Source organism: Thermopirellula anaerolimosa (assembly GCF_054657335.1).
This window is the reverse complement of record NZ_BAAHYX010000004.1, coordinates 1-20,242: the sequence shown is the minus strand read 5'-3', so window position 1 is coordinate 20,242 and position 20,242 is coordinate 1. Positions and strand designations below refer to the sequence as shown.

Here is a 20,242-nt window from a genome sequence, read left to right as displayed (position 1 = left end):
TCAAGAAATGTCAGCCGGTCGAAGCCGATCCAAAGTCTCGGGGTTCACAGATCCGCAGGACACGGCACGACCTCGCCAATTGCCGCTTTGCGTAATGTTTTTTCCGCTGATTGGGCGAAAAAACCTGGTTTTCCGTGCGGAGCCTCAGCGATGAGATTCTCGTCTTTCGCGGCTTACGGACTCCTTTTACCGCTCCAAGTCGCCGCGTTGTTCCTCGCCGCGTCGGTGCCGGCGGAACAATCCGCTCCTCTTTCGCCGTCGGCCGGGGCGACGGACTCGTCCATCACCGGGGCATTGGTATCGGATTCCCGATCTTACGCCGATGTATCTTCGGTGCTGGAAACGCTGGAAGAGGCCGATTTGCGTAAGGCCGTTGAAGAGGATTGGATTCGACAGGAGAAATGGAGAGGACGGTCGGCCGATAGTCGTGAGGCGTTGGAAGCCGCACTTCAGCGGGGGCAAGAGCTAATCCACGCTGCGCAAAGCCAGGGTTCCTTTCGAGAATCCGATTACGGCCTCTTGCTGGAGAAATGGCGTTCCCTTAAGGCGACGGTCGACTGGGAGGCAGCACCGGAAAAGCGACTGGAAAAGTATTTTGAAATCCGTTGGTTCCTCCGTCGGGTCGCCTTGGCCAATCCACTGATTCAGGGACGTCCCGTGGTGTTTATCAAGACGCGACGGTTCCTGTGTCAGATGCTTCACGAATACGTCGGTTACTTTTATAACGCGGCCGATTTGACGGGAGCAGGCGTGTTTCTGTTGCCCCATCCCGGCCGATCCTTGGAGACCAAGTGTCTCACGGAAGGCAAACTCCCTCGGGGTACCTACCAAACACTGGCATTATCGTACGACGGACGTACAGCCTACTTTGCCTTTGCGCCCATTCCCGAGGGGGACCGAAAACGCCGATTGGCTCCCGATTGGAGCGTGCTTACCGCCGGTCCCATGCCGCCGGAATTCGACTTCTTCGGTCCCGGACGGACCACGTTCAAACTCTATGCCTTGGATTTGGACGGCGGTACGCTGCGGCAACTGACGGACGGCGGCGAAGACGATACCAACCCGTGTCCGCTGCCCAACGGCGACGTGGTTTTCGTCTCCTCCCGGCGCGGTGGATTCTGTCGCTGCAACAACCCTTGGGAGCCGATTCCCACCTACACGTTGCATCACCTCGACGGGCAATCAGGGAATGTTCGTACCATCTCGTTCCACGAAACCAACGAATGGCATCCTTCCGTTCTTTGCGATGGGCGGATCATCTATTCCCGTTGGGACTACGTGGATCGTTCGGCTGCTAATTTTCACGGGCTGTGGACCACCAATCCCGATGGGACCAATCCGCGGTCCCTGTTTGGGAACTACACCATGCGGATCAGCGCATGCTATCAACCTCGCGCCGTACCGGGATCGCACAAGATCGCATTCATCGCGGGGGCCCACCATGCGGTTGTAGGCGGATCTTTGGTGCTTCTCGATCCGGACAAAGTCGCGCTCGATCCCACGACGGGCGAGGACCGTTTTGACTGCCTGGAAGTGCTGACGCCGGAAATCGCCTTTCCGGAGGCTCCCGACCAATGGTCGCCCGGTCACGTAGTCGGCCCGTGGCCGTTGTCGGAAGACTATTACTTAATCGGTTTCGGCTACGAACCGGTTCCCGGCATGGGTTCCGGCGTGCGTCGCGAAGAGGGACCGGGCATCTATTACTTCGACCGCTTTGGAAACCTCGAACTCCTGTATCGCGATCCCGGTTGGGCTTGCCTCGACCCGATCCCGGTTGCTCCCCGTACCGCACCGGCGTCGTTGGAAGAGACGGATAGGGACGAGCTTGGCGACGAGGCGGAGTTGATTGTGTACGACGTGCGTCGCAGCCTGTATCCCTTGCCGGAGGATCGTCCGATCAAGGAGCTTCGTGTTTTCCAGCTATTGCCCAAGGCGACGCATCCCGTCAACGATCCCCGAATCGGCCACGCGAGCGCAGAAAACGTCCGAGCTTATCTGGGCTCCGTGCCGGTGGAAGCGGACGGTTCCGCCTATTTTCGGGTGCCGGCCGAACGCCCTCTCTACTTTCAGATCGTGGACGAACGCGGACACGCGGTGCAGGGCATGCGATCCGCCACCTATCTCCAGCGCGGCGAACGCCGCGCCTGCATCGGATGCCACGAACCGCCTGGTAGCTCCGTTCCGCCGGGGCGGGCCCTCGCCGTGCGTCGACCGCCATCGCGACTGGAATCCGGTCCCGACGGCACCAACCCCTTCAGCTTTGTGCGGCTGATTCAGCCGATCTTGGACCGCCGTTGCACGTCGTGCCACGGTGAACAAGACGCAGGCAATACCGTTCCGCCAGCCCTGACGTCTCGACCCGCCGCGCCTTTCATCGCGTCCTACCAAAACCTTCGCCCCTATCTCCGTTGGTACGAATGGGGCGGATCTACGATCAGTGAAATCGTCACGCAACCGGGTCGGATGGGGGCCGACGAAAGCCCCTTGTGGCGGGTCTTAGCCGACGAGAATCATCAGCAAGTCATTCAGCTTTCCGATGCCGAGCGTCGCTGCCTCGCCCTCTGGATGGATGCCAACGTCCCTTTCTATGGGACCTATGACCGCCGGGACCAAGGTCGCCAGCTTGCGGGCGAAAGCGTCCCGCTCCCTCCCCTGCGTTGACGGTCGTGTCGCGTTCGCGGTGTCGAAATCGGCCCCCTCCTCGGTTGCCGAGGCCGGAATTTGTGATCTGTACCTGCTGAAACTCGCCCCCTCCGGAACGGGCTCAATAGAACATCGTTTTGCGGACTAAATCCCGCGGGATTAGGTTTTGTACCTTGGAGCGTGTCTTCAAATGGCCCAGTTTCCCTTCAGAAGAGGGTGGCGGTTGAGCCACCCAATAAAGGTGACCGTTGTGGTTGAGGCAAGAGGAATGTGCTGTTTCTTGACCACGCCGCCCTCACCCTAACCTACTCGCAGAGGGGGGAAGTGTGCGGCCCGACTTGAAGACATGCTCTTAGCCACGCGTTAATTCTCCGAGGAGCACGTCTCGCCTTCGTCACGCCGCGAGCAATCATCCGCCGCCCCCATGGATGGGTCATGTACGCTGAGCCGTGAAAAGAATTGCGATCTCGCTAACACCTTCTTTATGGGGGGATCGGACCATAACGGTTCACACCCTAAGGCGGGCGTTTCTTTTGGGTTGTACAGGAAGACGAGCGGAGCGAGTTCGAATCTGGTAAGACCAATGTGGGTGGGAGAATGATCCCCCATTCGACGTTAATTTCCATCCATGAGAATACGCGGACACTTCCAATTGATGGGTAACAGCCAGTGCGTGCCTCTCTTGAAGAGGATCGCCGTAACGGGTAATATGGGGTCTTACACTGCGACGGCGATCCATTGCCTGGTTTAGGCAATGAGTGAGGTCGGAAGAACCCCGTCTGTTGTGATCTTTCCCGCGCAGAGGTCTAGCTGTCTGGGATCGTTCACAATTGGTTCTTGGTGGGTTTTTCAGGCCGTAATCCAGACCGCTAGTTGCCAAAGTTTTTCCCCGGTAGCTCAGTAGGTAGAGCGAGCGGCTGTTAACCGCTAGGTCCCAGGTTCGAGCCCTGGCCGGGGAGCCTTCGATCAAGTAGCGGAAAGGGGCTGCTCGGGCGGTTGACTCTCTACGCCGGGGCGCGGGTCGCTTCGGCGTTTTTTCATGCGCTTGCGTAACTCTTTTCGGCCGAAGGCGTTACGACGACCAGGGCCTTTCGATCTGCGTTAACCAACGACTCTCCGGTTCGCTTAGTTCCGCTCGGGCAGCGAGCCGAACCTGCCAGGTTTCGATCGCACCCCGAACCGAACTTGCCGCGAACTCTCAGACTCTCCGCCCGGCCGGCCCGTCTTGGTTTACAACTAGGTTCGGTTCGGACCCTGAGGCCAACGTTGTTCGAACGACAAGTTCCTGCCACAGCCTGCGCTGCGTTTGCCAATCCGGGACGGCGGCGAGTTCACGAAGATGACGTTCGGTGATCACATCACGCCCGCGATGGGTGCAAGGTAGATACAGCACCGCCTCTTGGATATCGGGGGCCAGGCAGAGCAGGTTCATGATCTGCGTCAGCCTTGCTCGGCTCACGTGGCCCAAGCGGGCCAGCTCTGCCTGGTGCTTCACCACCCCCTGGCGGATGAGCCCGTCGAAGCGGATGGCCAGGGCCATAAGCCGTGCAACGCGGGGCGCGCGGCCGGCAGGGGGCGTCGGGGCAGCCTCGCCTTGGCAAAGGTCTTTGCGGCCATATTTCCCGCGGCGGACATGGAACGGACGGGCAACGGTCAGTTTCTGGGGCATGCGGTCTCCTCCTGGCTGCAAACGCCGAGTTCTGCGGCCAGCGAATTGATCCCGGTGGGGCGAAACGTGATCGACACATTCCCGGCCGGGCCGTCGTAGTCGATCCGCTCGATGAGCAGGTTGAGAACCCGGGCCTGCTCGGCCGGGGCCAGCACACTCCACATCTGGTCGAACTCGGCCAGGGCCTTGGCCACCTCTTGTTCGTCCACGAGATTGCCCGACAGCGCTGCCAGTTGTTCATCGATCTCAACCAGCCGCTGTTCGGCAAGCCGCAAGCGTTCCTGCACCTCGGCCAGGCGGGCGAGGCGATCGCCGTTATTTCCGGGCGAGGCGGCCAGACGCCGCAGCAGGCCCTCGTCGTCGCGGCGTTGGCGCTTCAAGGCTTCGCGCTGGCTCTCCAAGCATTTGAGCGATTCCTCCGCCTGGCGCTGTGTCTCGGCCAACGTCGCGGCCACCAGCTCCGGGTCCCGGCCGATGCACTTGATCTCGTCGACGATGAAAGCTTCGATCTGGCCGGCAGGGACCGACGGCGCCGGGCAGGTCTGCCACCCCTGCTGCTGGGCCTGCATGCAGACGTAGTATCGATAGCGCCGCTGGCCCTTAGTCGTGTACGTCGGGGCCATGCCACACCCGCATGATGCACACCGAAGCAGCCCCCGCAACAGCGCCCCGTGCTTATTCCGCACGCCGCCTCCCCGGCCATTCCGCTTCAAGGCTGCCTGGACTTGCCGGAAGACCTCCTGATCGACGATGGCCTGGTGCTCGCCCTGGTGAAGCTGGCCCTTGTACCGGACCTTGCCCATGTAGGCCACGTTGGTGAGCAACTGGTACAGGCGATTCTTGGTCAGCGGCTGACCGCCACGGGCCGTGCCCCTCTTGCTGGTCCAGCGCTTGGTGGTCCAGCCGCGGCGGCCCAGTTCCTTCACGACCGGAAGCAGGGATTGGTGCTGCAAATACAGCTCGAAGACCTGCCGCACGCGCTCGGCCTCGTCTTCATTGACCACCAGCTTCGTGTCCACCACGTCGTAGCCGAGGATCGGCCGGCCGCCGACGTACTTTCCCTTGCGCCGGGCCGCGGCCATTTTGTCGCGGGTCCGCTCGCTGATCATCTCCCGCTCGAACTGGGCGAAGGACAAGAGCACGTTGAGCACCAGCCGGCCCATCGACGTCGCCGTGTTGAACTGCTGGGTGACCGAGACGAACGAGACCTTGTGCCGCTCGAACGTCTCCAGAATCCTGGCGAAATCCAGAAGCGACCGGCTGAGCCGGTCGACCTTGTAGACCACCACGCAATCGACCTTGGCCGCTTCGATATCGGCCAAGAGGCGTTTGAGGGCCGGCCGCTCCATGGTGCCGCCCGAGTAGCCGCCGTCGTCGTAGCGGTCCGGCAGGCACTGCCAGCCCTCGTGCTGCTGGCTGGCGATAAAGGCCTCGGCGGACTCCCGCTGGGCGTCCAGGGAGTTGAAGTCCTGGTCCAGCCCTTCTTCCGTGCTCTTGCGGGTATAGATCGCGCAGCGGACGGCCGGTGGCGACGGGGTTGCCGCGGCTGCCATCGTCCGGCTCATTGGGCATCTCCCCGCCTTGTAAGCCCGAAGAAGTGGTAGCCGTTCCAGTGGACGCCCGTGATCGCCCGGGCTACGGCGGTGAGCGACTTGTACACCTGGCCCTCGTACTCGAACGCGTCCGGGAGGACTCTGACCTGGAGCACGCGCCCCTTGTACTGCCGCGTGAGGATCGTGCCGGCCGGCGGCAGGCACGCGGGGCCCGAAAAGCGGGCCGGCAGGGTCACGGTCCGGTCCTGCCCATCCGGAGAACGTTTTCGCAAGCGCGGTGCCGTCAGCCGTAGGTCGGCGTCGTTGGCCAGTTCCGTGGCCCGGCGCCGGGCCCGCTCGGACAGATCGCCTTCCTGGTTGGCTTGCAACCGCCAGGCGATGCGCTTCAGCATCCACTGCTTGTTGCGGCTGCGGGGCTGGTAGCCGAAAACTTGCGCGTACTTCTCCTGGAGCTCTTTGGGCGTCATCCGCGCCATCGCGGCGAGTTCTCTTTCGATATTCAATGCCATGCCGTTTCTCCATTCTTGGGGACGCAGGAGCCGTCAACCAGCACGGTTACTGAGCCTCAGTTCGTTGGAAAACTCAAGGCCCTGGCGGCCGGATTCTGGGGTAGGCTTCGGTCCCGGCCTGCTGATCTCGGCAAGACTGGCCCCGCACTTGCGCAAGCGAAGCACCCCGGCAGCCAGAACGCGGGCGATCTGGCAGAGCGGCCCTTGGGCCGGGAGTTCGCTGCGCGCCTACGTCGTGACGACGTGGCGGACCAGGCCGAGTTGGCCCGGCTCATGGCATGTCATGCGGGCGCGGGTCACGCAGATCATGGACCTCTTGGGCCTGGCCCCGGATATCAAGGAGGAGTTGCTGTTTCTGCCTCCCGTCCAGCGCGGCCGCGACCCGCTCGTGCTGCGCGACCTCTTGCCCATCGCCGCCGAGCCGGATTGGCAGCGCCAGCGGCGCATGTGGCGGGAAGCGAGGAAGGCTTTCCGAGCTGAGGCACGCGAACACGGTGACGAATGTCGATCTGCCCCATAGAATGACTTCCTAACGCTGGCATCCCAAGGCACCGGATTGGGGGCTGGCCAACTGTTACCGTGATTGCTGGAGCGCACAAAATGTCCATCGCGTCCCGTGTGGCCGAAGCTGTTCGCCATCTGGCAGAGAAGGATTACGAATCGGCGATGATCGCCGTTTGCATCGCCTTGGACGCCACTGCGCGAAGAGAATTTCCGCACTTGGCAACAAAGGGAAATACCCGGAAACGATGCGAGGCCTTCGTGAATCGTAACCTCGACATTATCACTGCGGTCGGCTTTGGTGGGGCAATCTACTCGGCTCCCGGATCGAAATTGCACCTCAAAACACCAGGATCGTCAAACCAGTTAGAGGCTCTCGAAGGAATAATCTATGAGACCCTTCGCTGCACTTTACTGCACGAAGCGTCGCTCCCAGGGAATGTGATGTTTGCCGAAGAGGCGTTCTACGGTGAAAGAGACGGGCATTTCTATATCCCCGTTCTGATGATTTACGCTCTGCTCATTGCTATCATTGGGATGTCCAGCAACAGCGGTTGCCAGATTCCAGGGGACTGGCGCATTCGCATTCTTGGAAAAGGCCTTGCTGTGAATGAGCTTTGGGGCAAAGCGGATGATATCCGCAAACATCTGGGCATCGGTCCTTCGCAGGGTGTGCGATAGGTTGCCGCATTGAGGCCATGGCAGTTCGCGCGGTCCGGCTTGCCGAGGTCGGGCCCATGCGCCCCGAACGCGCCGGCGCCCAACGCCCTTTGAAGCCCGCCGAGATCGCGCTGGTCGAAACGCTGGCGGCCATCGGCACGGGCGTGATCGACACGATCAAGGTCCACGACGGCCTGCCGGTGGCCTTGGAAATCCGCGAACAGGTGTAATGGTTCTCTCTTCGTAACCCCATTCGATTCCGGACAACCGACCGACCGCACGAGCGGAGGCGTTGTGGGAGTCGCCAACCGATGGCGCCCCCGCACGTTTCCGCTCGTGCTGCTTTCTTGCCGGTGCTTGGCGACCACCCGCACGCCCTCCTCGGCGGTCCGAGAAGGAGCTTCCTATGGCACGCAAGCATCATCTCGATTGCTTCGACGAGTTTACGGTTCGTTTCATGCGCAGCAAGGTCCGCGGTCTGATCGGCCGGGCTGGTTTCACCGAGGCCGATCGTGAGGATCTGCTTCAGGAGTTCGCGCTCGACCTGATCGAGCGGCGCAAGAACTTCGATCCCGGCGAGGGAACCTGGGAAGCGTTCGTGGTCGTCGTGTGCGAGAACTGTCTGGCCACGATTCTGGAGCGTCGGCAGGCCGAGATGCGCTCGCCCGAGCGGGAGGAAGGATCGCTCGACCGTCCCATCCAGGACGGGGAGGGCAGTCGCACCGAGTTCGGCGAAACCCTCCCCGACACCCAGCCGGGCAAGCGGACCGGCCACTGGCCGCGATCCGCCCAAGGAACTGCCGAGCTGGTCCAGGATGTTGCCACCGTGCTTCAGACGCTGCCTGACCGCCTGCAAGAAATCTGCCGGCGTCTGATGGCCGGCCAGTCGAAGGCGTCGATCGCCCGGGAGTTGGGCATCTCGCGGTCCGCCCTGTACGGGCTGCTTGAGGACATCCGCGAGCGCTTCGAGCGGTCGGACCTGCGGGATTATTTGGCGTGATTTGCGACAGTTCGGCCGGCCAGCCGGTAGGTCTACTAGTAGAGGCCGCGCCGCTTGAGACCTTCGGCTGGCCGGTTCATCTCCGTGCCAGGCCTGACGGGTGGCCCCAACGGCCAGCGCGCGAGGCCGCGCACTTCCGCGCCACGACACCCCCTTGGACGAAAACGAAAGCCGCCGCATGAGCGCGATCGCCGATCCGATCCTCCGCGAGTCGCACGCGACCTATCAAGAAAAGGCACGAGAGTACCTCACGAGCCACCAGCTTGCCGACTTCCGCCGATGCCCGGTGCTGTACCGCAAGAAGAAGCTGGGCCTGATCGAGGACGAGGACCGGCCGGCATACCTGGTGGGCCGGGCGCTGCACACGCTGGTGCTGGAAGGCAGGGACGCCTTTGAGGAGCAGTACGCCGTCGGCGGGCCCGTCAATCCGAAGACCGGCGAACCCTACGGTTCCAATACCAAGGCGTTTGCCGAGTGGGCCGCTCAGCAGGGCAAGCCTGTGCTCACCGTGCAGCAGCATGACTTGGTCGAGCGCATGGCCGAAGGGGTTCGTGGGCACCAATTGGCCTGCGACCTGCTTTCGGAAGGCGTTCCTGAGGGCGTCGTGCGTGCCGAGTACTGCCAGATGCCGTGCCAGATCCGCATGGACTGGTTCGACCCGCTTCGGGGGATCGTGGACCTGAAGACCTGCGACGACCTGGACTGGTTCGAGGCCGACGCCCGGCGCTACGGATACGTCCACCAGGTGGGGTTCTACCAGGCCGTGCTCTCGCAAACGATCGCCTTGCCTATGCCGGTCTACTTCATCGCTGTGGAGAAGAAGGAGCCGTACCGCTCGGGCGTCTGGCGGGTCCACGAGGATGTCCTGGCCCAGGCGCGGCGCGACAACGAGGCAGCCATCGAACGTTTGCGGCGGTGTATGGCCAGCGATACATGGCAGACAGGTTATGAATCCCTTCGGCTTTTCGACTCGATTTGACACGTCTGGACCTGGCACGGTGGGGCTAGGCGAGGCGAGGCTGGGCCGGGCGTGGCTTGGCGAGGCTGGGTATGGCATGGCTTGGCTGCCCGCATGACCGCCGGTCGCCTGTCGGGTCTTTTGAAGCCACGTAGGCATGTCATGGATGAGGATCGCTGCGTGCACCCGAAGGCGACCGGCCCTTTTTGAGCTTCGAGATTCCCTTTGCACGGGAGAGATTCGTTATGGCCTTACCCGATACCGTCCTGACCCAATCCCACCTCCGCGCCCCGAAGGGCATCGTTTTCGGACCGCCCGGTTCGGGCAAGACGACCTATGGGGCCTCGGCCGATCGGCCGCTCATCGTCGATTGCGAAAACGGCGCGGCCCATGTGCAGTGCCACCGCACGCCGTATCTGGCCACATGGCCGGAGATCGAGCCCTGGCTCGACGGCCTAGCCGCCGGCGGCCACGAGTACCAGACCGTGGTGATCGACTCGATCGACTGGCTCTTGCGGCGGATCGAGGAGCACGTGGCCGGGGTGGACGGCACGCCCGCCGGAATGAAGCAGACTCTCAACCGCTCGCACGGCGGCTACGGCAACGGCCGGCAAGTCTTGAAGAACTACGTCTACCAGTACCTGCTTCCGGTGCTGGATCGGCTGGTCAACGCGGGCGTGGCTGTGCTGCTTTTGGCCCATGCCGCCCGCCGCTCGATTACCACGATCGACGGGATCGAACTGGAGAAGTCCGCCCCGGAGATTCACCCCGACCTGGCCAACACGATGATCGAGTGGTCGGACTTCGTGGGGGCGATTCGCCTGGTGGGGCAGGAGCGGGAACTCGTCCTCTACGAGACGCCGCAACTGGTGGCCAAGAACCGCTATGGCATCGCGGAGAGCTTGCCCTTGTCCTGGCCGGCCTTCGTCGCGGCGATCAGCAACCACAACCTCAAGCCCCAAGGAGCCTGAAAGTATGGCCAATCTAGCTGGATTCGATGCTTCACAGGTGGAGCCCACCACCACGTTCGATCCCATCCCCGCCGGAAAATACCTGGCGATGATCACCGCCTCGGAGATGAAGCCGAACAAGGCGGGTACCGGCAGCTACCTGGAGCTGGTCTTCACGATCCTCGAGGGCGAGTACAAGGGCCGGCAGCTCTGGGCGCGGCTCAACCTGGACAACCCCAACGAACTGGCGGTGAAGATCGCCCGGGCTGAACTGTCGGCGATCTGCCGGGCAGCCGGCGTTTTGACTCCACGAGACAGTTGCGAGCTACATGGCGTCCCTCTGACGGTCCGGGTGACCTGTAAGCGCCGTAGGGACACCGACGAGGTCGTCAACGTCATCAAAGGCTACGAGAAGCGAGACGCCGTGACCGGCCGACCGCAGCAGGCCCAGACGAGCACACCGCCGTGGCGGAGGCCGTGATAGCACGGGGCGCAGCAAGGCTGGGCGTGGCGAGGCCTGGGCAGGCAAGGCCTGGTCCGGTTTGGCGTGGCGTGGTCGGGCGTGGTGCGGCTGGGCAAGGCAAGGCGTGGCATGGCTTTTCATTCGCAAGGGGAACGTATGCACAACGGAAACGGCAAACCCAAATCCATCGGGCCCGAGGCGACCAATGGCGCCTGCGGCACCATCGCGCTTTCGTTGCCTTATCGCGTCGAGGTTACGGTCCGCGGCGAGGCCGACGTGCTATTCCACCGTTGGAACTGCGAAGCGGTCGAGGCCAAGGCGAAGGCGGCCAAGGGTTCGGCAGCCAAGAAGGCCGACGATCTGGAATCCTACGTCTACCGCAACGATGCGGGGGAACTGTGCCTCCCCGGGGAGTACCTGCGGCAGGCGATCATTGCTGCCGCCAAGTACCGGCAGGACCCCCGCTCGCCACGCAAAAGCGCGATGGACTTGGTGAAGGCTGCCATCGTCAGCCTGACGCCGTTGGCCACTCTGGGAGTGAAGGCGTGGGACTACGAGCATCGGTGCCGCGTGCAGGTGCAGCGCAACGGAGTGACCCGCGTGCGGCCGGCCCTCGGCGCCGGCTGGTCGGCGTCCTTCGTGCTTCTGGTGAATCTGCCGGAATACGTCTCGCTGGAGATGCTGCATGGCCTGCTGACGGATGCCGGGCGGTTGATCGGCGTGGGCGACTTCCGGCCCACCTACGGCCGGTTCCAAGTAATGCGATTCGATCTGTTGGACGCGCAATGACAGGGCATGGCCGGGCATGGCGGGCCTTGGCACGGCTTGGACAGGCGAGGTTTGGCACGGTTCGGCGTGGCGTGGCAGAAACGAGGAGGTCATAGGCGTGCGTGCGAGCCGGCGCGGTGGAGCGGCGACGACAGGTCAGCGCCCCGGTGGAGCCGAAAAGGAAAGGCGAAGGCGAAACGATCGTCCCCGCGACTTGCAGGACACGCACCGGCGACTGCCGGTCCCCTGCGAGACGCACGCCTGCACCTCCGCACGAAGAAAGGAAGAGCATGCTTACGGTGGAGCTGTCCTACCCGCCGTCCGTCAATCATTACTGGCGACGAGTTGGGCCGCGGACCCTGATCAGCCGTCAGGGACGGGCGTATCGCCGCGACGTGGCGACCGCCGTGCGGCGGATCGACCATGCGGCAGACCGACTGCCCTTGACCGGTCCGCTCCGTGTGGAAGTCTCGCTGTATCCGCCCGATCGCCGGCGACGCGACTTGGACAACGCCCTGAAGGCGCTGCTCGATGCGCTTCAGCATGCAGGCGTGTACCCGGACGACAGCTTGATTGAACAGCTCTCGGTCGAGAAGCGAGACGTTGTGAAAGGGGGCAAAGCCGTCGTGACGATCCGGCGGCGGTGCGTGCTGTGCGACGGGCTGGAGGTGCCGACGTGACGCCGCTTCGTCCCTATCAGCAGGCTGCGGTCGAGGCCGTCTACGAGCATCTGCGCACGCGCGACGACAACCCGGCGGTGGTGCTTCCGACCGCGGCCGGAAAGAGCTGGGTCATCGCTCAGTTGGTCCAAGACGCCGTGCTCAGGTGGAACGGCCGGGTGCTGGTGCTGGCCCACGTGAAGGAACTCTTGGAGCAGAATGCCGAGAAGATTCGGCGGCTGTGCCCGGAGGTGCCCATCGGCATCTACTCGGCGGGGCTGAATCGCCGCGAAGCCGACAAACCTGTCGTGGTCGCTGGCATCCAATCGGTCTACAAGCGGGCTTGCGAGCTGGACGCCTTCGATCTGGCGATCGTCGATGAGTGTTTCCCGGCGGGAACGATGATCTCCACGCCCCGCGGTGACACGGCCATCGAAGACCTGTCCATCGGTCAGCCCGTCCATACTGCCCTCGGTGTGGGAGAGGTGGAGGCGATCTCTGCCAGACCGGCGAACGGCTTGCTTGAACTGGAGTTCGAAGATGGACGAACCCTGCGATGCACACCCAATCATCCGTTCTTCACCGAACAGGGATGGCGGGAAGCCAAGGCCCTGGAGGTGGGATCGCGTCTTTTTAGCCCAAAAGACGTGCAAGCACTGCGGAACAGTAATGCATCCGAGAATCTACATCAACCCCGACGGCAGCCCGAAGGTGTGTCAGTCGGAGACCGAGTGGGATGCCCAGGAGTATTGCTCGGCGAAGTGCGGCGCACAATCGAGGCGGAAGCCTCGGCCTTCTCGTCCAATGAAGCTGCCACCTTGGAGGTCCGTCAGGATTCACTCCGCCAGGAAAGCATGCCAATGCTGCGGCAGCGAGTTCCGTCCCTGGATCAAGCTGGACTCGATGGGCAAGCTAATCAGCTACATGCGCGAGAAGGACTGGCGACGGCAGCGGTTCTGCTCGATCTCCTGCGCCAAGAAGGTCGAGAATGCGATGTGGATTCCGGGAGTTCGAGAGCGACTCCGACGGACGCTCAAGGAGATCGGGCATGCGCCCGTCGAACGTGGCGGGAACGGACGACTCACCACGCCGCAGGTTCAGCTTCTCAAGATACTGGGCCCCGAATGGCAGGCCGAAGTGACGGTTTCAGTTGGACATCCGCGTCCTCCGGGACTGCCCAAGAATCTCAAGATCGACATCGCCCATTTGGAGAAGAAGATCGCCATCGAGCTCGACGGAATATCGCATCGGACACTGGCGACGCACAACGCCGACAAGCGAAAGACGGCAGTCTTGCTTCGCAACGGGTGGTGCGTATTACGGCTATCGAATGCCAAAGCCCTGTGGCTGTGTTCAATCTGCAAGTCTCGGGACACCCTACTTACTACGCTGGCGGGGTTCTTGCACACAACTGTCATCTGATCCCCACCGAGGCCGATGGGATGTACCGCACCTTCCTGGCCGAGGCGAAGGTCGTCAACCCGCACCTGCGTGTGATCGGGCTGACGGCGACGCCGTTCCGCTTGTCAAGCGGGCCGATCTGTACGCCGGAGGGCGTGCTCAACCACATCTGCTACGAGGTGGGTGTGCGGGAGTTGATCCGCGACGGGTATCTCTGCCCGCTGGTCACGAAGGCGGGAATCAACAAGGCCGATTTCGAGCGGCTCCATGTCCGCGGCGGCGAGTTCGTGGCCGACGAGGTCGAGGACCTAATGGACGACGACCGGCTCGTGGCCGCGGCCTGCGGCGAGATCGTCGCCTACACGCACGACCGCCAAAGCGTGCTGGTCTTCGCCTCCGGCGTGCGCCACGGGCGGCACGTGGCCCGCGTACTGGCCGAGATTTCGGGATGCGAGGTGGGCTTTCTGGATGGCGAGACGCCGGCCGCCGAGCGGGCGGAATTGATCGCCCGGTTCCGCAGAGAGACGGCTCCGGGCCTCTTGCCGCAGGCCCCGCTGAAATACCTGGTCAACGTCAACGTGCTGACCACGGGCTTTGACGCCCCGAACATCGACTGCGTGGCCATCCTGCGGCCCACGATGTCGCCGGGGCTCTACTACCAGATGGTCGGGAGATCGTTCCGGCTGCATCCGGGCAAGCAAAACGCCTTGGTCTTGGATTTCGGCGGCAACGCACTGCGCCACGGGCCGGTGGATCAACTCACGATGCCCGACGCGCCCGGGCGCGGCACGGGCGAAGCCCCGGCCAAGGAGTGCCCCGAGTGTCTATCGGTCATCGCCGCCGGCTACGCCACCTGCCCGGAGTGCGGCTACGAGTTCCCGCCGCCTGATCGCCAGAGGCACGACGCCCGGGCCGGCACCGCCGGCGTGCTCTCCGGCCAAGTGACGGACACCGAGTACGAGGTCTTGGACATCCGCTACAGCGTCCACACCAAGCGCGACGCCCCGCCGGAGGCCCCCAAGACCATGCGAGTGGATTACCAGATCGGCCAGTTCACCTACGTTTCCGAATGGGTGTGCTTCGAGCACAACGGCTATGCCCGATGGAAGGCTGAGCAGTGGTGGCGACGCCGCTCGCCCGACCCGATACCCGACACGGCCCAGCGGGCCGTCGAGATCGCCGAGGGCGGCGGCGTGGCGTGGACCGAGAAGATCGTGGTCCGCTCCATCGCCGGCGAGAAGTACGACCGCATCGTCGGCTACACGCTGGGCCCGAAGCCGGAGCCCGTGCCCATCGGCAACACGGAATACGACTTGGACGGCGTTCCGTTCTGAATGGAGGCAAGGCCGTGAATGAGGCAAAAACCATTACAAACATGGTTGCGAGCGAGAGGTCTTTCTGAATGGAATCCGACATGGCTACTGCATGCGGCGAAACCACAGGGACGGTTCCCATACGGCTGGTGGACGCCGACATCGAGCGGTGTGTCCACAGCCGGTTCAACACACGGAAGCGACGCGACCCGGAACAGGTGCGGCGTCTGGCGGAACGGATTCGGCGCAACGGGTTCGAGCGGACGCGGAGCCTGTGGGGCGTGGAAGTCAACGGCCAGTACGAGATCTTCGCTGGCGGCACGCGCCTGGAGGCGGCCCGAATCGCCGGCCTACGCACCGTCCCGGTCTTTGTCCACCTCGGCCTCTCCGAGGACCAGATCAGCCGCAAGGCGGACGAGGACAATGAGAACGACGAATACCACACGCCCGTGAGCCTCCTGGACGTGTGGGCCGAATGCCACCGGCTTGCCACGCAGGAAGGCTGGACGCAACAGCGGATCGCTGACGCGAAAGGGTGGGATCAATCCACAGTTTCACGCCGCATTCGATGGCACACCTCACTACCAGAAGCTGCAAAACAGGCTGTATGCGACGGCCTCTTCGATGAAGGGCATCTTGAGGCGATTTCTGCCGTCGTATGCGACGTCGCATATTTTTCCCCCTGGTTGACTACCACGCAGGCCCAAACCGAGTTGGTGAACGACATCCTCACCAAGCATCGCGGATCCTCCGCGGGCAAGAGGCCGACGGTCCGCGTGGTCCGCGAGGCGGCCGGGCGCTGGAAAGCGCTCATCCGAATGGCCGAGGAGGCGTACCACTCCTTGCCCGAAGGAATCTGGCGGGAGCGGTTCGTCGCAGTCCTGGCCCACGAGCATGCGCGGACCGAGTCGGCCGTCAGCCACGCCCTGCGGCAGGTCGTCGAACGGAAACGTCGCCAAGAGGAAGCGGAAGCCGCCCGGCTGCGGGCCGAAGCCGACGCCAAAGAGCAGGAGGCCCTGCGGCTCCAACGGGAACAACAACGGTTGGCCTTCCTGGAGAGCCAGACCAAGAAGCTCCGCTGCGGGGATGCCCGCGACCTGATCCTCGAAGCGCCCCCGGGGTTCTCGCTCCTGTTGACCGACCCGCCCTACGGCGTGGAGTTCCAAAGCCACCGCCGGGTGGTGACCCCCAAGAAGGCCAAGATCGCCGGTGACGAGAAGCACCAGGCGTTGGCCCTGCTTCGAGACGTGCTCGCCAAAGCGTACCCCCGCATGGCCGACCACGCCACCTGCCTGGTGTTCACCGGCTGGCGTCACGAGCCCGAGTTCCGGCAAGTCCTCGAAGAGGCAGGGTTCACCCTCAAAGGTAGTCTCATTTGGGTCAAACCCAACCACGGCACCGGCGATCTGGCCGGCTGCTTCGCCCCGAAGCATGAACGCATCCTCCACGCCGTCAAGGGCCAGCCCAGGCTACAACAACGCGTGGCCGACGTCCTCTACGGCAAGGATCCGCCCGCAAGTGAGCATCCTTGCGAGAAGCCGCGGGACCTGCTGCGGCAACTGATCGAGGCGGTGACCGAGCCTGGCCAGACCGTGGTCGACCCGTTCATGGGGAGCGGCAACACGATCGTGGAAGCCTACCAGACAGGGCGCGACTTCTTCGGAATCGACCTGGAGCCGCAATGGCATGGGGTCGCGACCGAGGCGGTCCACAGGCTGGCGGAAGAGCACTGGCGTCATGAAGAACTGGAAGTCTGACAAGGCCTGGTCCGACCGGTTCATCCCCGCCATCAAACGGATCGTAGGCGAGCACCTGATCGCCGAGGCGGACGTGGCCGAGGACGCCTTCCACAACACGGATTTGATCACGTTGCGTCTGGCTGGCGACATGCGCATCGCCTGTCGGGTCCGCCAGCACGAATACCTGCGTCTGTACGGGGATGAATTCACGTTGCGATGTTCGCGGCCCAGCGGGGTCGCGACCGAGATCGACAAACTGCTCGCCGGCTGGGGGGATTATCTCTTCTACGGTTTCGCTAGCCAGGATGGCACCGCGCTGGCGGCGTGGTTTCTGGGGGACCTGGACGTCTTCCGCCGTTGGGTGCGGTGGTACCAAGCGACCCACCACGACTGGCCGGGCGAGTTGAAAGAGAACCTCGATGGCAGTTCCCGGTTCGTGGTGTTCAAGATCGACGAGGTGTTTCCTGATTTCGTCGTGGCCAGGAGCCCCACATGAGCACCGAACAGCATGAAGAACCCTACGTCAGCGTCTACGGCGTGGGCACTCTGCCGCGATCAGGTGTCACCCGCTTCGCCACCGGCGCGGTGCGCGGCACGGACGCCGACGGCGAGCGCTGGGACTTGATCACGCCCATCGGCCTACGTCGCCTGGCCGAAACCTGCGCCGAAGGGGCAGCCAAGTACGGCGAGCACAACTGGCAGAAAGGCATCCCGGCCAGCGTCATGCTCAATCACGCCATCCGGCACATCTACCTATACCTAGCGGGCGACGATTCGGAAGATCACTTGGCCCACGCGGCATGGAACGTCCTGGGCGTGTGCCACTTCGAGGAAGCGATGCCCGAAATGATCGACATTCCAGCACGCAATCAGGAGCGCGGATGATCGAGGCGGCCCTGCGATACCTGAAAGCGGGCTTGTGCGCCCTGCCGGCCGTCCGGGCTGAAAAACGCCCGGCCGTGCCGCGCTGGAAGCAGTTCCAGCGTGCGCGGCCCAGCGAAACGCAGCTTGCGGCCTGGTGCCGCCGCGCCGATGCCCTGTGTCTGGTCTGCGGGGCCGTCTCGGGCAACCTCGAAATACTCGACTTCGACGTGGGCGGAGAAGCGTTCGACGCCTGGTACGCCAAGGTGCGCGAAGTGGACGCGACGCTGCCAGAGCGTTTGGTCATCGAGCAATCGCCTTCGGGCGGATGGCACGTTGTCTATCGCTGCCAGGAAATGGTGTGTGGCAACTTGAAGCTGGCCCAGCGGGTCGAGCCTGTCGGCGGCCCAGACGAGGTGACCATCGCCGGTAAGGCCTACAAGCCCCGGCAAGACGCCGATGGCCAGTGGTCCGTCGTGCTCACGCTGATCGAGACCCGCGGCGAAGGCGGGCTATTCCTGTGCGCCCCGACGCCGGGCTACGAGTTGCTGCAAGGCGACCTGGCGGAATTGCCGGTGCTCTCCGCGGCCGAGCGGGAGACGCTTTTGGAGGCGGCTTGGTCGCTGGGCGAGTACTGGCCGCCAGTGGTAGATGCGGTGCCCACTCGCACCGGCGGCACCGACAATCGCCCCGGCGACGACTTCAACCAGCGGGGCGATGTCCGAGCGGTCCTCCAGCGGCACGGCTGGACGTTTGTCAAAGCCAACGGCGACGGGAACGAGCATTGGCGACGACCGGGTAAAACCATCGGCACCTCAGCCACACTGAAGGACGGCGTGTTCTACTGCTTCACCACCAGCGCCGCGCCGTTCGAGCCCGAGCGGGCCTACTCGCCCTTTGCCGTGTACGCCTTGCTCGAGCACGGCGGCGACTACACGGCCGCCGCGTCCGCCCTGCGTGCCCAAGGCTTCGGCAGCGATTCCGGCGTGCCGCAGGCGGTAAACCTGTCGGGCATTGCCGGCCCAACCGATCCACCGCCCCCTGCGGAGCCCACTACGCCCGATCCCGGGCCGATGCCCGACGACCTTCTGGATGTACCCGGATTCATTCGGCAGGTGACCGACTACACGCTTGCCGTCTCGCCATATCCACAACCGGCGCTGGCCTTCGCCGCAGCGCTGGTCCTCCAAGCCTTCCTGGCCGGACGCAAGGTCCGCGACGCGGCCGACAACCGCACCAACCTCTACGTCCTGGCCCTGGCCAATAGCGGCGCGGGCAAGAACGAGCCCCGCAAGGTCAACCAGCGCATCTGCGTCGAGGTAGGTCTCCAGGACTGTTTGGGCGATGCGTTCGCCTCCGGGGAAGGCATCGAGGACCGCCTCTTCCTCACGCCATCGGTGCTGTTCCAGACCGACGAGATCGACGGCCTGATGAACGCCATCAACCGAACTGCCGACGCACGGCACGAGGGCATCATGAACGTGCTGCTGAAGATGTACACCTCCAGCAGCACCATCCATCCAATGCGGGTCAAGGCCGGCGGACGATCGCCCGGGGTGATCGACCAGCCGTCGCTGTGCATGCTCGGCACGGCCGTGCCCAAGTACTACTACGAGGCCCTGAGCGTCCGCATGCTCAACAACGGCTTCTTCGCGCGGCTGATCGTCCTGGAGGCAGGCAAGCGGGGCCGGGGCCAGACGCCGGTATCGCGGCCTATCCCAGAGGCCATCCTCCAAACGGCGCGCTGGTGGGCCGACTTTCGGCCCGGGGAAGGCAACCTCCAGAACTGGCATCCCATCCCAGTGTGCGTAGAGGCGACCCCGGATGCCGAAGCGGCGCTTGAGGAGTTCCGCGCGCTGGCCGACGACCGCTACGCCGAGGCCGAGGACCGGGACGACCCGGCGGGCATGGCCATCTGGGCCCGGGCCTACGAGAAGGCCCGCAAGCTGGCGCTCGTCTACGCGGCGAGCGAGAACCATCTTCAGATGCGGATCGGCGAGCCGGCCGTCCGGTGGGCGTGGCGGTTCGTGGACTACCAAACCCGGCGGATGCTCTTCATGGCCGGCCAGCACGTGGCCGAGGGCGAGTTCGACGCCCGCTGCAAGCGGATGCTCGAGGTGCTCACCTTGTGGCGGCAGCGGCGCGGGGATGCGTGGATGCCGCACTGGGAGCTGTCCCGCCGACTGAAGTGGAGCGACAAGGACATCGAGGAGGTCCGCAACGCCCTGCGTGGCCAGCGGCGCATCGAGCACGACGTGGGCTCGACGCCCGTGGGCGGTCCCGTTGCCGTGCGGTATCGCTTGCTGGCCCCGAGCGGTGGTGAGCAGTTACCGCAGTTACCACATCAAAATGCGGCAACTGGCGATCCGCAGGGGATAGTTGCCGCCGTACCCTCACGGTTGCCGCCTGGTCCGATGCGGGAACTGGGAGAAGCGTAAGATATGAATAATAAACAACTTACTACTTCTTCTTTTCAGTTACCTCATATTCTCATCCCGCCCCTGCACGCGCGACGTGCGCACGCGTGTACGCGCGCGAGGCGTGATGTGGTGGCAACGGGTCCTTCCTGGCTCAGCCCCCACCGACGGGGCGTGC

19 protein-coding genes, 1 tRNA gene and 1 pseudogene are annotated in these 20,242 nt (G+C 63.8%); 18 read left to right on the top strand and 3 right to left on the bottom strand.

What is annotated here, in order from left to right; translation table 11 throughout:
* Positions 1-150: 150 nt before the first annotated feature.
* The gene (locus tag ACYQ6J_RS00725; RefSeq protein WP_460182274.1) at positions 151-2,661 is read left to right on the top strand and encodes an HzsA-related protein; all 2,511 of its coding nucleotides are present in this window, start codon (positions 151-153) and stop codon (positions 2,659-2,661) included.
* Positions 2,662-3,529: 868 nt separating this feature from the next.
* Positions 3,530-3,602, top strand: a tRNA-Asn gene (locus tag ACYQ6J_RS00720).
* Between the two features lie 239 nt (positions 3,603-3,841).
* Here ACYQ6J_RS00720 and ACYQ6J_RS00715 read toward each other — a convergent pair.
* From ACYQ6J_RS00715 to ACYQ6J_RS00705, 3 genes are read right to left on the bottom strand one after another with little or no spacing between them, the layout of a single operon-like run.
* Positions 3,842-4,312 (bottom strand): hypothetical protein, encoded by a 471-nt coding sequence (locus ACYQ6J_RS00715; RefSeq protein WP_460182273.1) that lies wholly within the window; start codon positions 4,310-4,312, stop codon positions 3,842-3,844.
* On the bottom strand, positions 4,297-5,877 hold the full coding sequence (locus ACYQ6J_RS00710) for a recombinase family protein (RefSeq protein WP_460182272.1): 1,581 nt from the start codon (positions 5,875-5,877) through the stop codon (positions 4,297-4,299). The genes ACYQ6J_RS00715 and ACYQ6J_RS00710 overlap by 16 nt, the downstream gene beginning before the upstream one ends.
* Positions 5,874-6,374 carry a DUF2924 domain-containing protein gene (locus tag ACYQ6J_RS00705; protein ID WP_460182271.1) on the bottom strand — a complete coding sequence of 167 codons (501 nt, stop codon included), beginning with the start codon at positions 6,372-6,374 and terminating at the stop codon, positions 5,874-5,876. Before ACYQ6J_RS00705 ends, ACYQ6J_RS00710 begins: the two co-directional genes overlap by 4 nt.
* Here ACYQ6J_RS00705 and ACYQ6J_RS00700 point away from each other — a divergent pair.
* The 16 genes and pseudogenes from ACYQ6J_RS00700 (at position 6,373) to ACYQ6J_RS00625 (ending at position 20,085) form a co-directional block, all read left to right on the top strand.
* Positions 6,373-6,894, top strand: coding sequence for a hypothetical protein (locus tag ACYQ6J_RS00700; protein WP_460182270.1), 522 nt, complete (start codon positions 6,373-6,375; stop codon positions 6,892-6,894). The two genes, ACYQ6J_RS00705 and ACYQ6J_RS00700, sit on opposite strands and share 2 nt — an antisense overlap.
* Positions 6,895-6,974: 80 nt before the next feature.
* Positions 6,975-7,556, top strand: coding sequence for a hypothetical protein (locus tag ACYQ6J_RS00695; RefSeq protein ID WP_460182269.1), 582 nt, complete (start codon positions 6,975-6,977; stop codon positions 7,554-7,556).
* A gap of 56 nt (positions 7,557-7,612) precedes the next feature.
* Positions 7,613-7,765 (top strand): hypothetical protein, encoded by a 153-nt coding sequence (locus tag ACYQ6J_RS00690; protein ID WP_460182268.1) that lies wholly within the window; start codon positions 7,613-7,615, stop codon positions 7,763-7,765.
* Between the two features lie 176 nt (positions 7,766-7,941).
* On the top strand, positions 7,942-8,535 hold the full coding sequence (locus ACYQ6J_RS00685) for a sigma-70 family RNA polymerase sigma factor (RefSeq protein WP_460182267.1): 594 nt from the start codon (positions 7,942-7,944) through the stop codon (positions 8,533-8,535).
* 178 nt (positions 8,536-8,713) lie between these two features.
* Entirely contained in the window at positions 8,714-9,514 is an 801-nt protein-coding gene (locus ACYQ6J_RS00680) for a PD-(D/E)XK nuclease-like domain-containing protein (RefSeq protein WP_460182266.1), read from the top strand.
* A 224-nt stretch (positions 9,515-9,738) separates the two neighbouring features.
* A complete protein-coding gene (locus ACYQ6J_RS00675) occupies positions 9,739-10,464 on the top strand; it encodes an ATP-binding protein (RefSeq protein WP_460182222.1) in 726 nt (241 codons plus the stop codon).
* A 4-nt stretch (positions 10,465-10,468) separates the two neighbouring features.
* Complete coding sequence (locus tag ACYQ6J_RS00670; protein WP_460182265.1) at positions 10,469-10,924, top strand: DUF669 domain-containing protein; 456 nt, start codon at positions 10,469-10,471, stop codon at positions 10,922-10,924.
* 111 nt (positions 10,925-11,035) lie between these two features.
* Positions 11,036-11,695, top strand: a complete 660-nt coding sequence (locus ACYQ6J_RS00665) for a hypothetical protein (protein WP_460182224.1) — start codon at positions 11,036-11,038, stop codon at positions 11,693-11,695.
* Between the two features lie 269 nt (positions 11,696-11,964).
* Positions 11,965-12,354 carry a RusA family crossover junction endodeoxyribonuclease gene (locus ACYQ6J_RS00660; RefSeq protein ID WP_460182225.1) on the top strand — a complete coding sequence of 130 codons (390 nt, stop codon included), beginning with the start codon at positions 11,965-11,967 and terminating at the stop codon, positions 12,352-12,354.
* Positions 12,318-12,707 (top strand): annotated as a pseudogene (locus ACYQ6J_RS00655) (DEAD/DEAH box helicase); the annotation flags it as partial. The gene ACYQ6J_RS00660 and the pseudogene ACYQ6J_RS00655, both read left to right, overlap by 37 nt.
* 166 nt (positions 12,708-12,873) lie before the next feature.
* Positions 12,874-13,755: a DUF559 domain-containing protein gene (locus ACYQ6J_RS00650; RefSeq protein WP_460183292.1), complete on the top strand. Its 882-nt coding sequence runs from the start codon at positions 12,874-12,876 to the stop codon at positions 13,753-13,755.
* A gap of 20 nt (positions 13,756-13,775) precedes the next feature.
* Entirely contained in the window at positions 13,776-15,068 is a 1,293-nt protein-coding gene (locus tag ACYQ6J_RS00645) for a DEAD/DEAH box helicase (RefSeq protein WP_460183291.1), read from the top strand.
* 80 nt (positions 15,069-15,148) lie between these two features.
* Complete coding sequence (locus tag ACYQ6J_RS00640; protein ID WP_460182264.1) at positions 15,149-16,804, top strand: DNA methyltransferase; 1,656 nt, start codon at positions 15,149-15,151, stop codon at positions 16,802-16,804.
* Positions 16,785-17,282: a hypothetical protein gene (locus ACYQ6J_RS00635; RefSeq protein ID WP_460182228.1), complete on the top strand. Its 498-nt coding sequence runs from the start codon at positions 16,785-16,787 to the stop codon at positions 17,280-17,282. The genes ACYQ6J_RS00640 and ACYQ6J_RS00635 overlap by 20 nt, the downstream gene beginning before the upstream one ends.
* Positions 17,279-17,671, top strand: a complete 393-nt coding sequence (locus tag ACYQ6J_RS00630) for a dATP/dGTP diphosphohydrolase domain-containing protein (protein WP_460182263.1) — start codon at positions 17,279-17,281, stop codon at positions 17,669-17,671. The genes ACYQ6J_RS00635 and ACYQ6J_RS00630 overlap by 4 nt, the downstream gene beginning before the upstream one ends.
* Positions 17,668-20,085 carry a bifunctional DNA primase/polymerase gene (locus tag ACYQ6J_RS00625; protein WP_460182262.1) on the top strand — a complete coding sequence of 806 codons (2,418 nt, stop codon included), beginning with the start codon at positions 17,668-17,670 and terminating at the stop codon, positions 20,083-20,085. The genes ACYQ6J_RS00630 and ACYQ6J_RS00625 overlap by 4 nt, the downstream gene beginning before the upstream one ends.
* Positions 20,086-20,242: the final 157 nt, after the last annotated feature.

Excerpts from the sequence above, each read along its gene's own strand:
- ACYQ6J_RS00625 (WP_460182262.1), top strand. The coding sequence starts at position 17,668 with ATGATCGAGGCGGCCCTGCGATACCTGAAAGCGGGCTTGTGCGCCCTG.
- ACYQ6J_RS00660 (WP_460182225.1), top strand. The coding sequence starts at position 11,965 with ATGCTTACGGTGGAGCTGTCCTACCCGCCGTCCGTCAATCATTACTGG.
- ACYQ6J_RS00645 (WP_460183291.1), top strand. The coding sequence starts at position 13,776 with ATGTACCGCACCTTCCTGGCCGAGGCGAAGGTCGTCAACCCGCACCTG.
- ACYQ6J_RS00640 (WP_460182264.1), top strand. The coding sequence starts at position 15,149 with ATGGCTACTGCATGCGGCGAAACCACAGGGACGGTTCCCATACGGCTG.
- ACYQ6J_RS00675 (WP_460182222.1), top strand. The coding sequence starts at position 9,739 with ATGGCCTTACCCGATACCGTCCTGACCCAATCCCACCTCCGCGCCCCG.
- ACYQ6J_RS00715 (WP_460182273.1), bottom strand. The coding sequence starts at position 4,312 with ATGCCCCAGAAACTGACCGTTGCCCGTCCGTTCCATGTCCGCCGCGGG.
- ACYQ6J_RS00670 (WP_460182265.1), top strand. The coding sequence starts at position 10,469 with ATGGCCAATCTAGCTGGATTCGATGCTTCACAGGTGGAGCCCACCACC.
- ACYQ6J_RS00680 (WP_460182266.1), top strand. The coding sequence starts at position 8,714 with ATGAGCGCGATCGCCGATCCGATCCTCCGCGAGTCGCACGCGACCTAT.
- ACYQ6J_RS00650 (WP_460183292.1), top strand. The coding sequence starts at position 12,874 with ATGGACGAACCCTGCGATGCACACCCAATCATCCGTTCTTCACCGAAC.
- ACYQ6J_RS00635 (WP_460182228.1), top strand. The coding sequence starts at position 16,785 with ATGAAGAACTGGAAGTCTGACAAGGCCTGGTCCGACCGGTTCATCCCC.
- ACYQ6J_RS00695 (WP_460182269.1), top strand. The coding sequence starts at position 6,975 with ATGTCCATCGCGTCCCGTGTGGCCGAAGCTGTTCGCCATCTGGCAGAG.
- ACYQ6J_RS00710 (WP_460182272.1), bottom strand. The coding sequence starts at position 5,877 with ATGAGCCGGACGATGGCAGCCGCGGCAACCCCGTCGCCACCGGCCGTC.
- ACYQ6J_RS00630 (WP_460182263.1), top strand. The coding sequence starts at position 17,279 with ATGAGCACCGAACAGCATGAAGAACCCTACGTCAGCGTCTACGGCGTG.
- ACYQ6J_RS00665 (WP_460182224.1), top strand. The coding sequence starts at position 11,036 with ATGGCTTTTCATTCGCAAGGGGAACGTATGCACAACGGAAACGGCAAA.
- ACYQ6J_RS00725 (WP_460182274.1), top strand. The coding sequence starts at position 151 with ATGAGATTCTCGTCTTTCGCGGCTTACGGACTCCTTTTACCGCTCCAA.
- ACYQ6J_RS00705 (WP_460182271.1), bottom strand. The coding sequence starts at position 6,374 with ATGGCATTGAATATCGAAAGAGAACTCGCCGCGATGGCGCGGATGACG.
- ACYQ6J_RS00685 (WP_460182267.1), top strand. The coding sequence starts at position 7,942 with ATGGCACGCAAGCATCATCTCGATTGCTTCGACGAGTTTACGGTTCGT.
- ACYQ6J_RS00700 (WP_460182270.1), top strand. The coding sequence starts at position 6,373 with ATGCCGTTTCTCCATTCTTGGGGACGCAGGAGCCGTCAACCAGCACGG.
- ACYQ6J_RS00690 (WP_460182268.1), top strand. The coding sequence starts at position 7,613 with ATGCGCCCCGAACGCGCCGGCGCCCAACGCCCTTTGAAGCCCGCCGAG.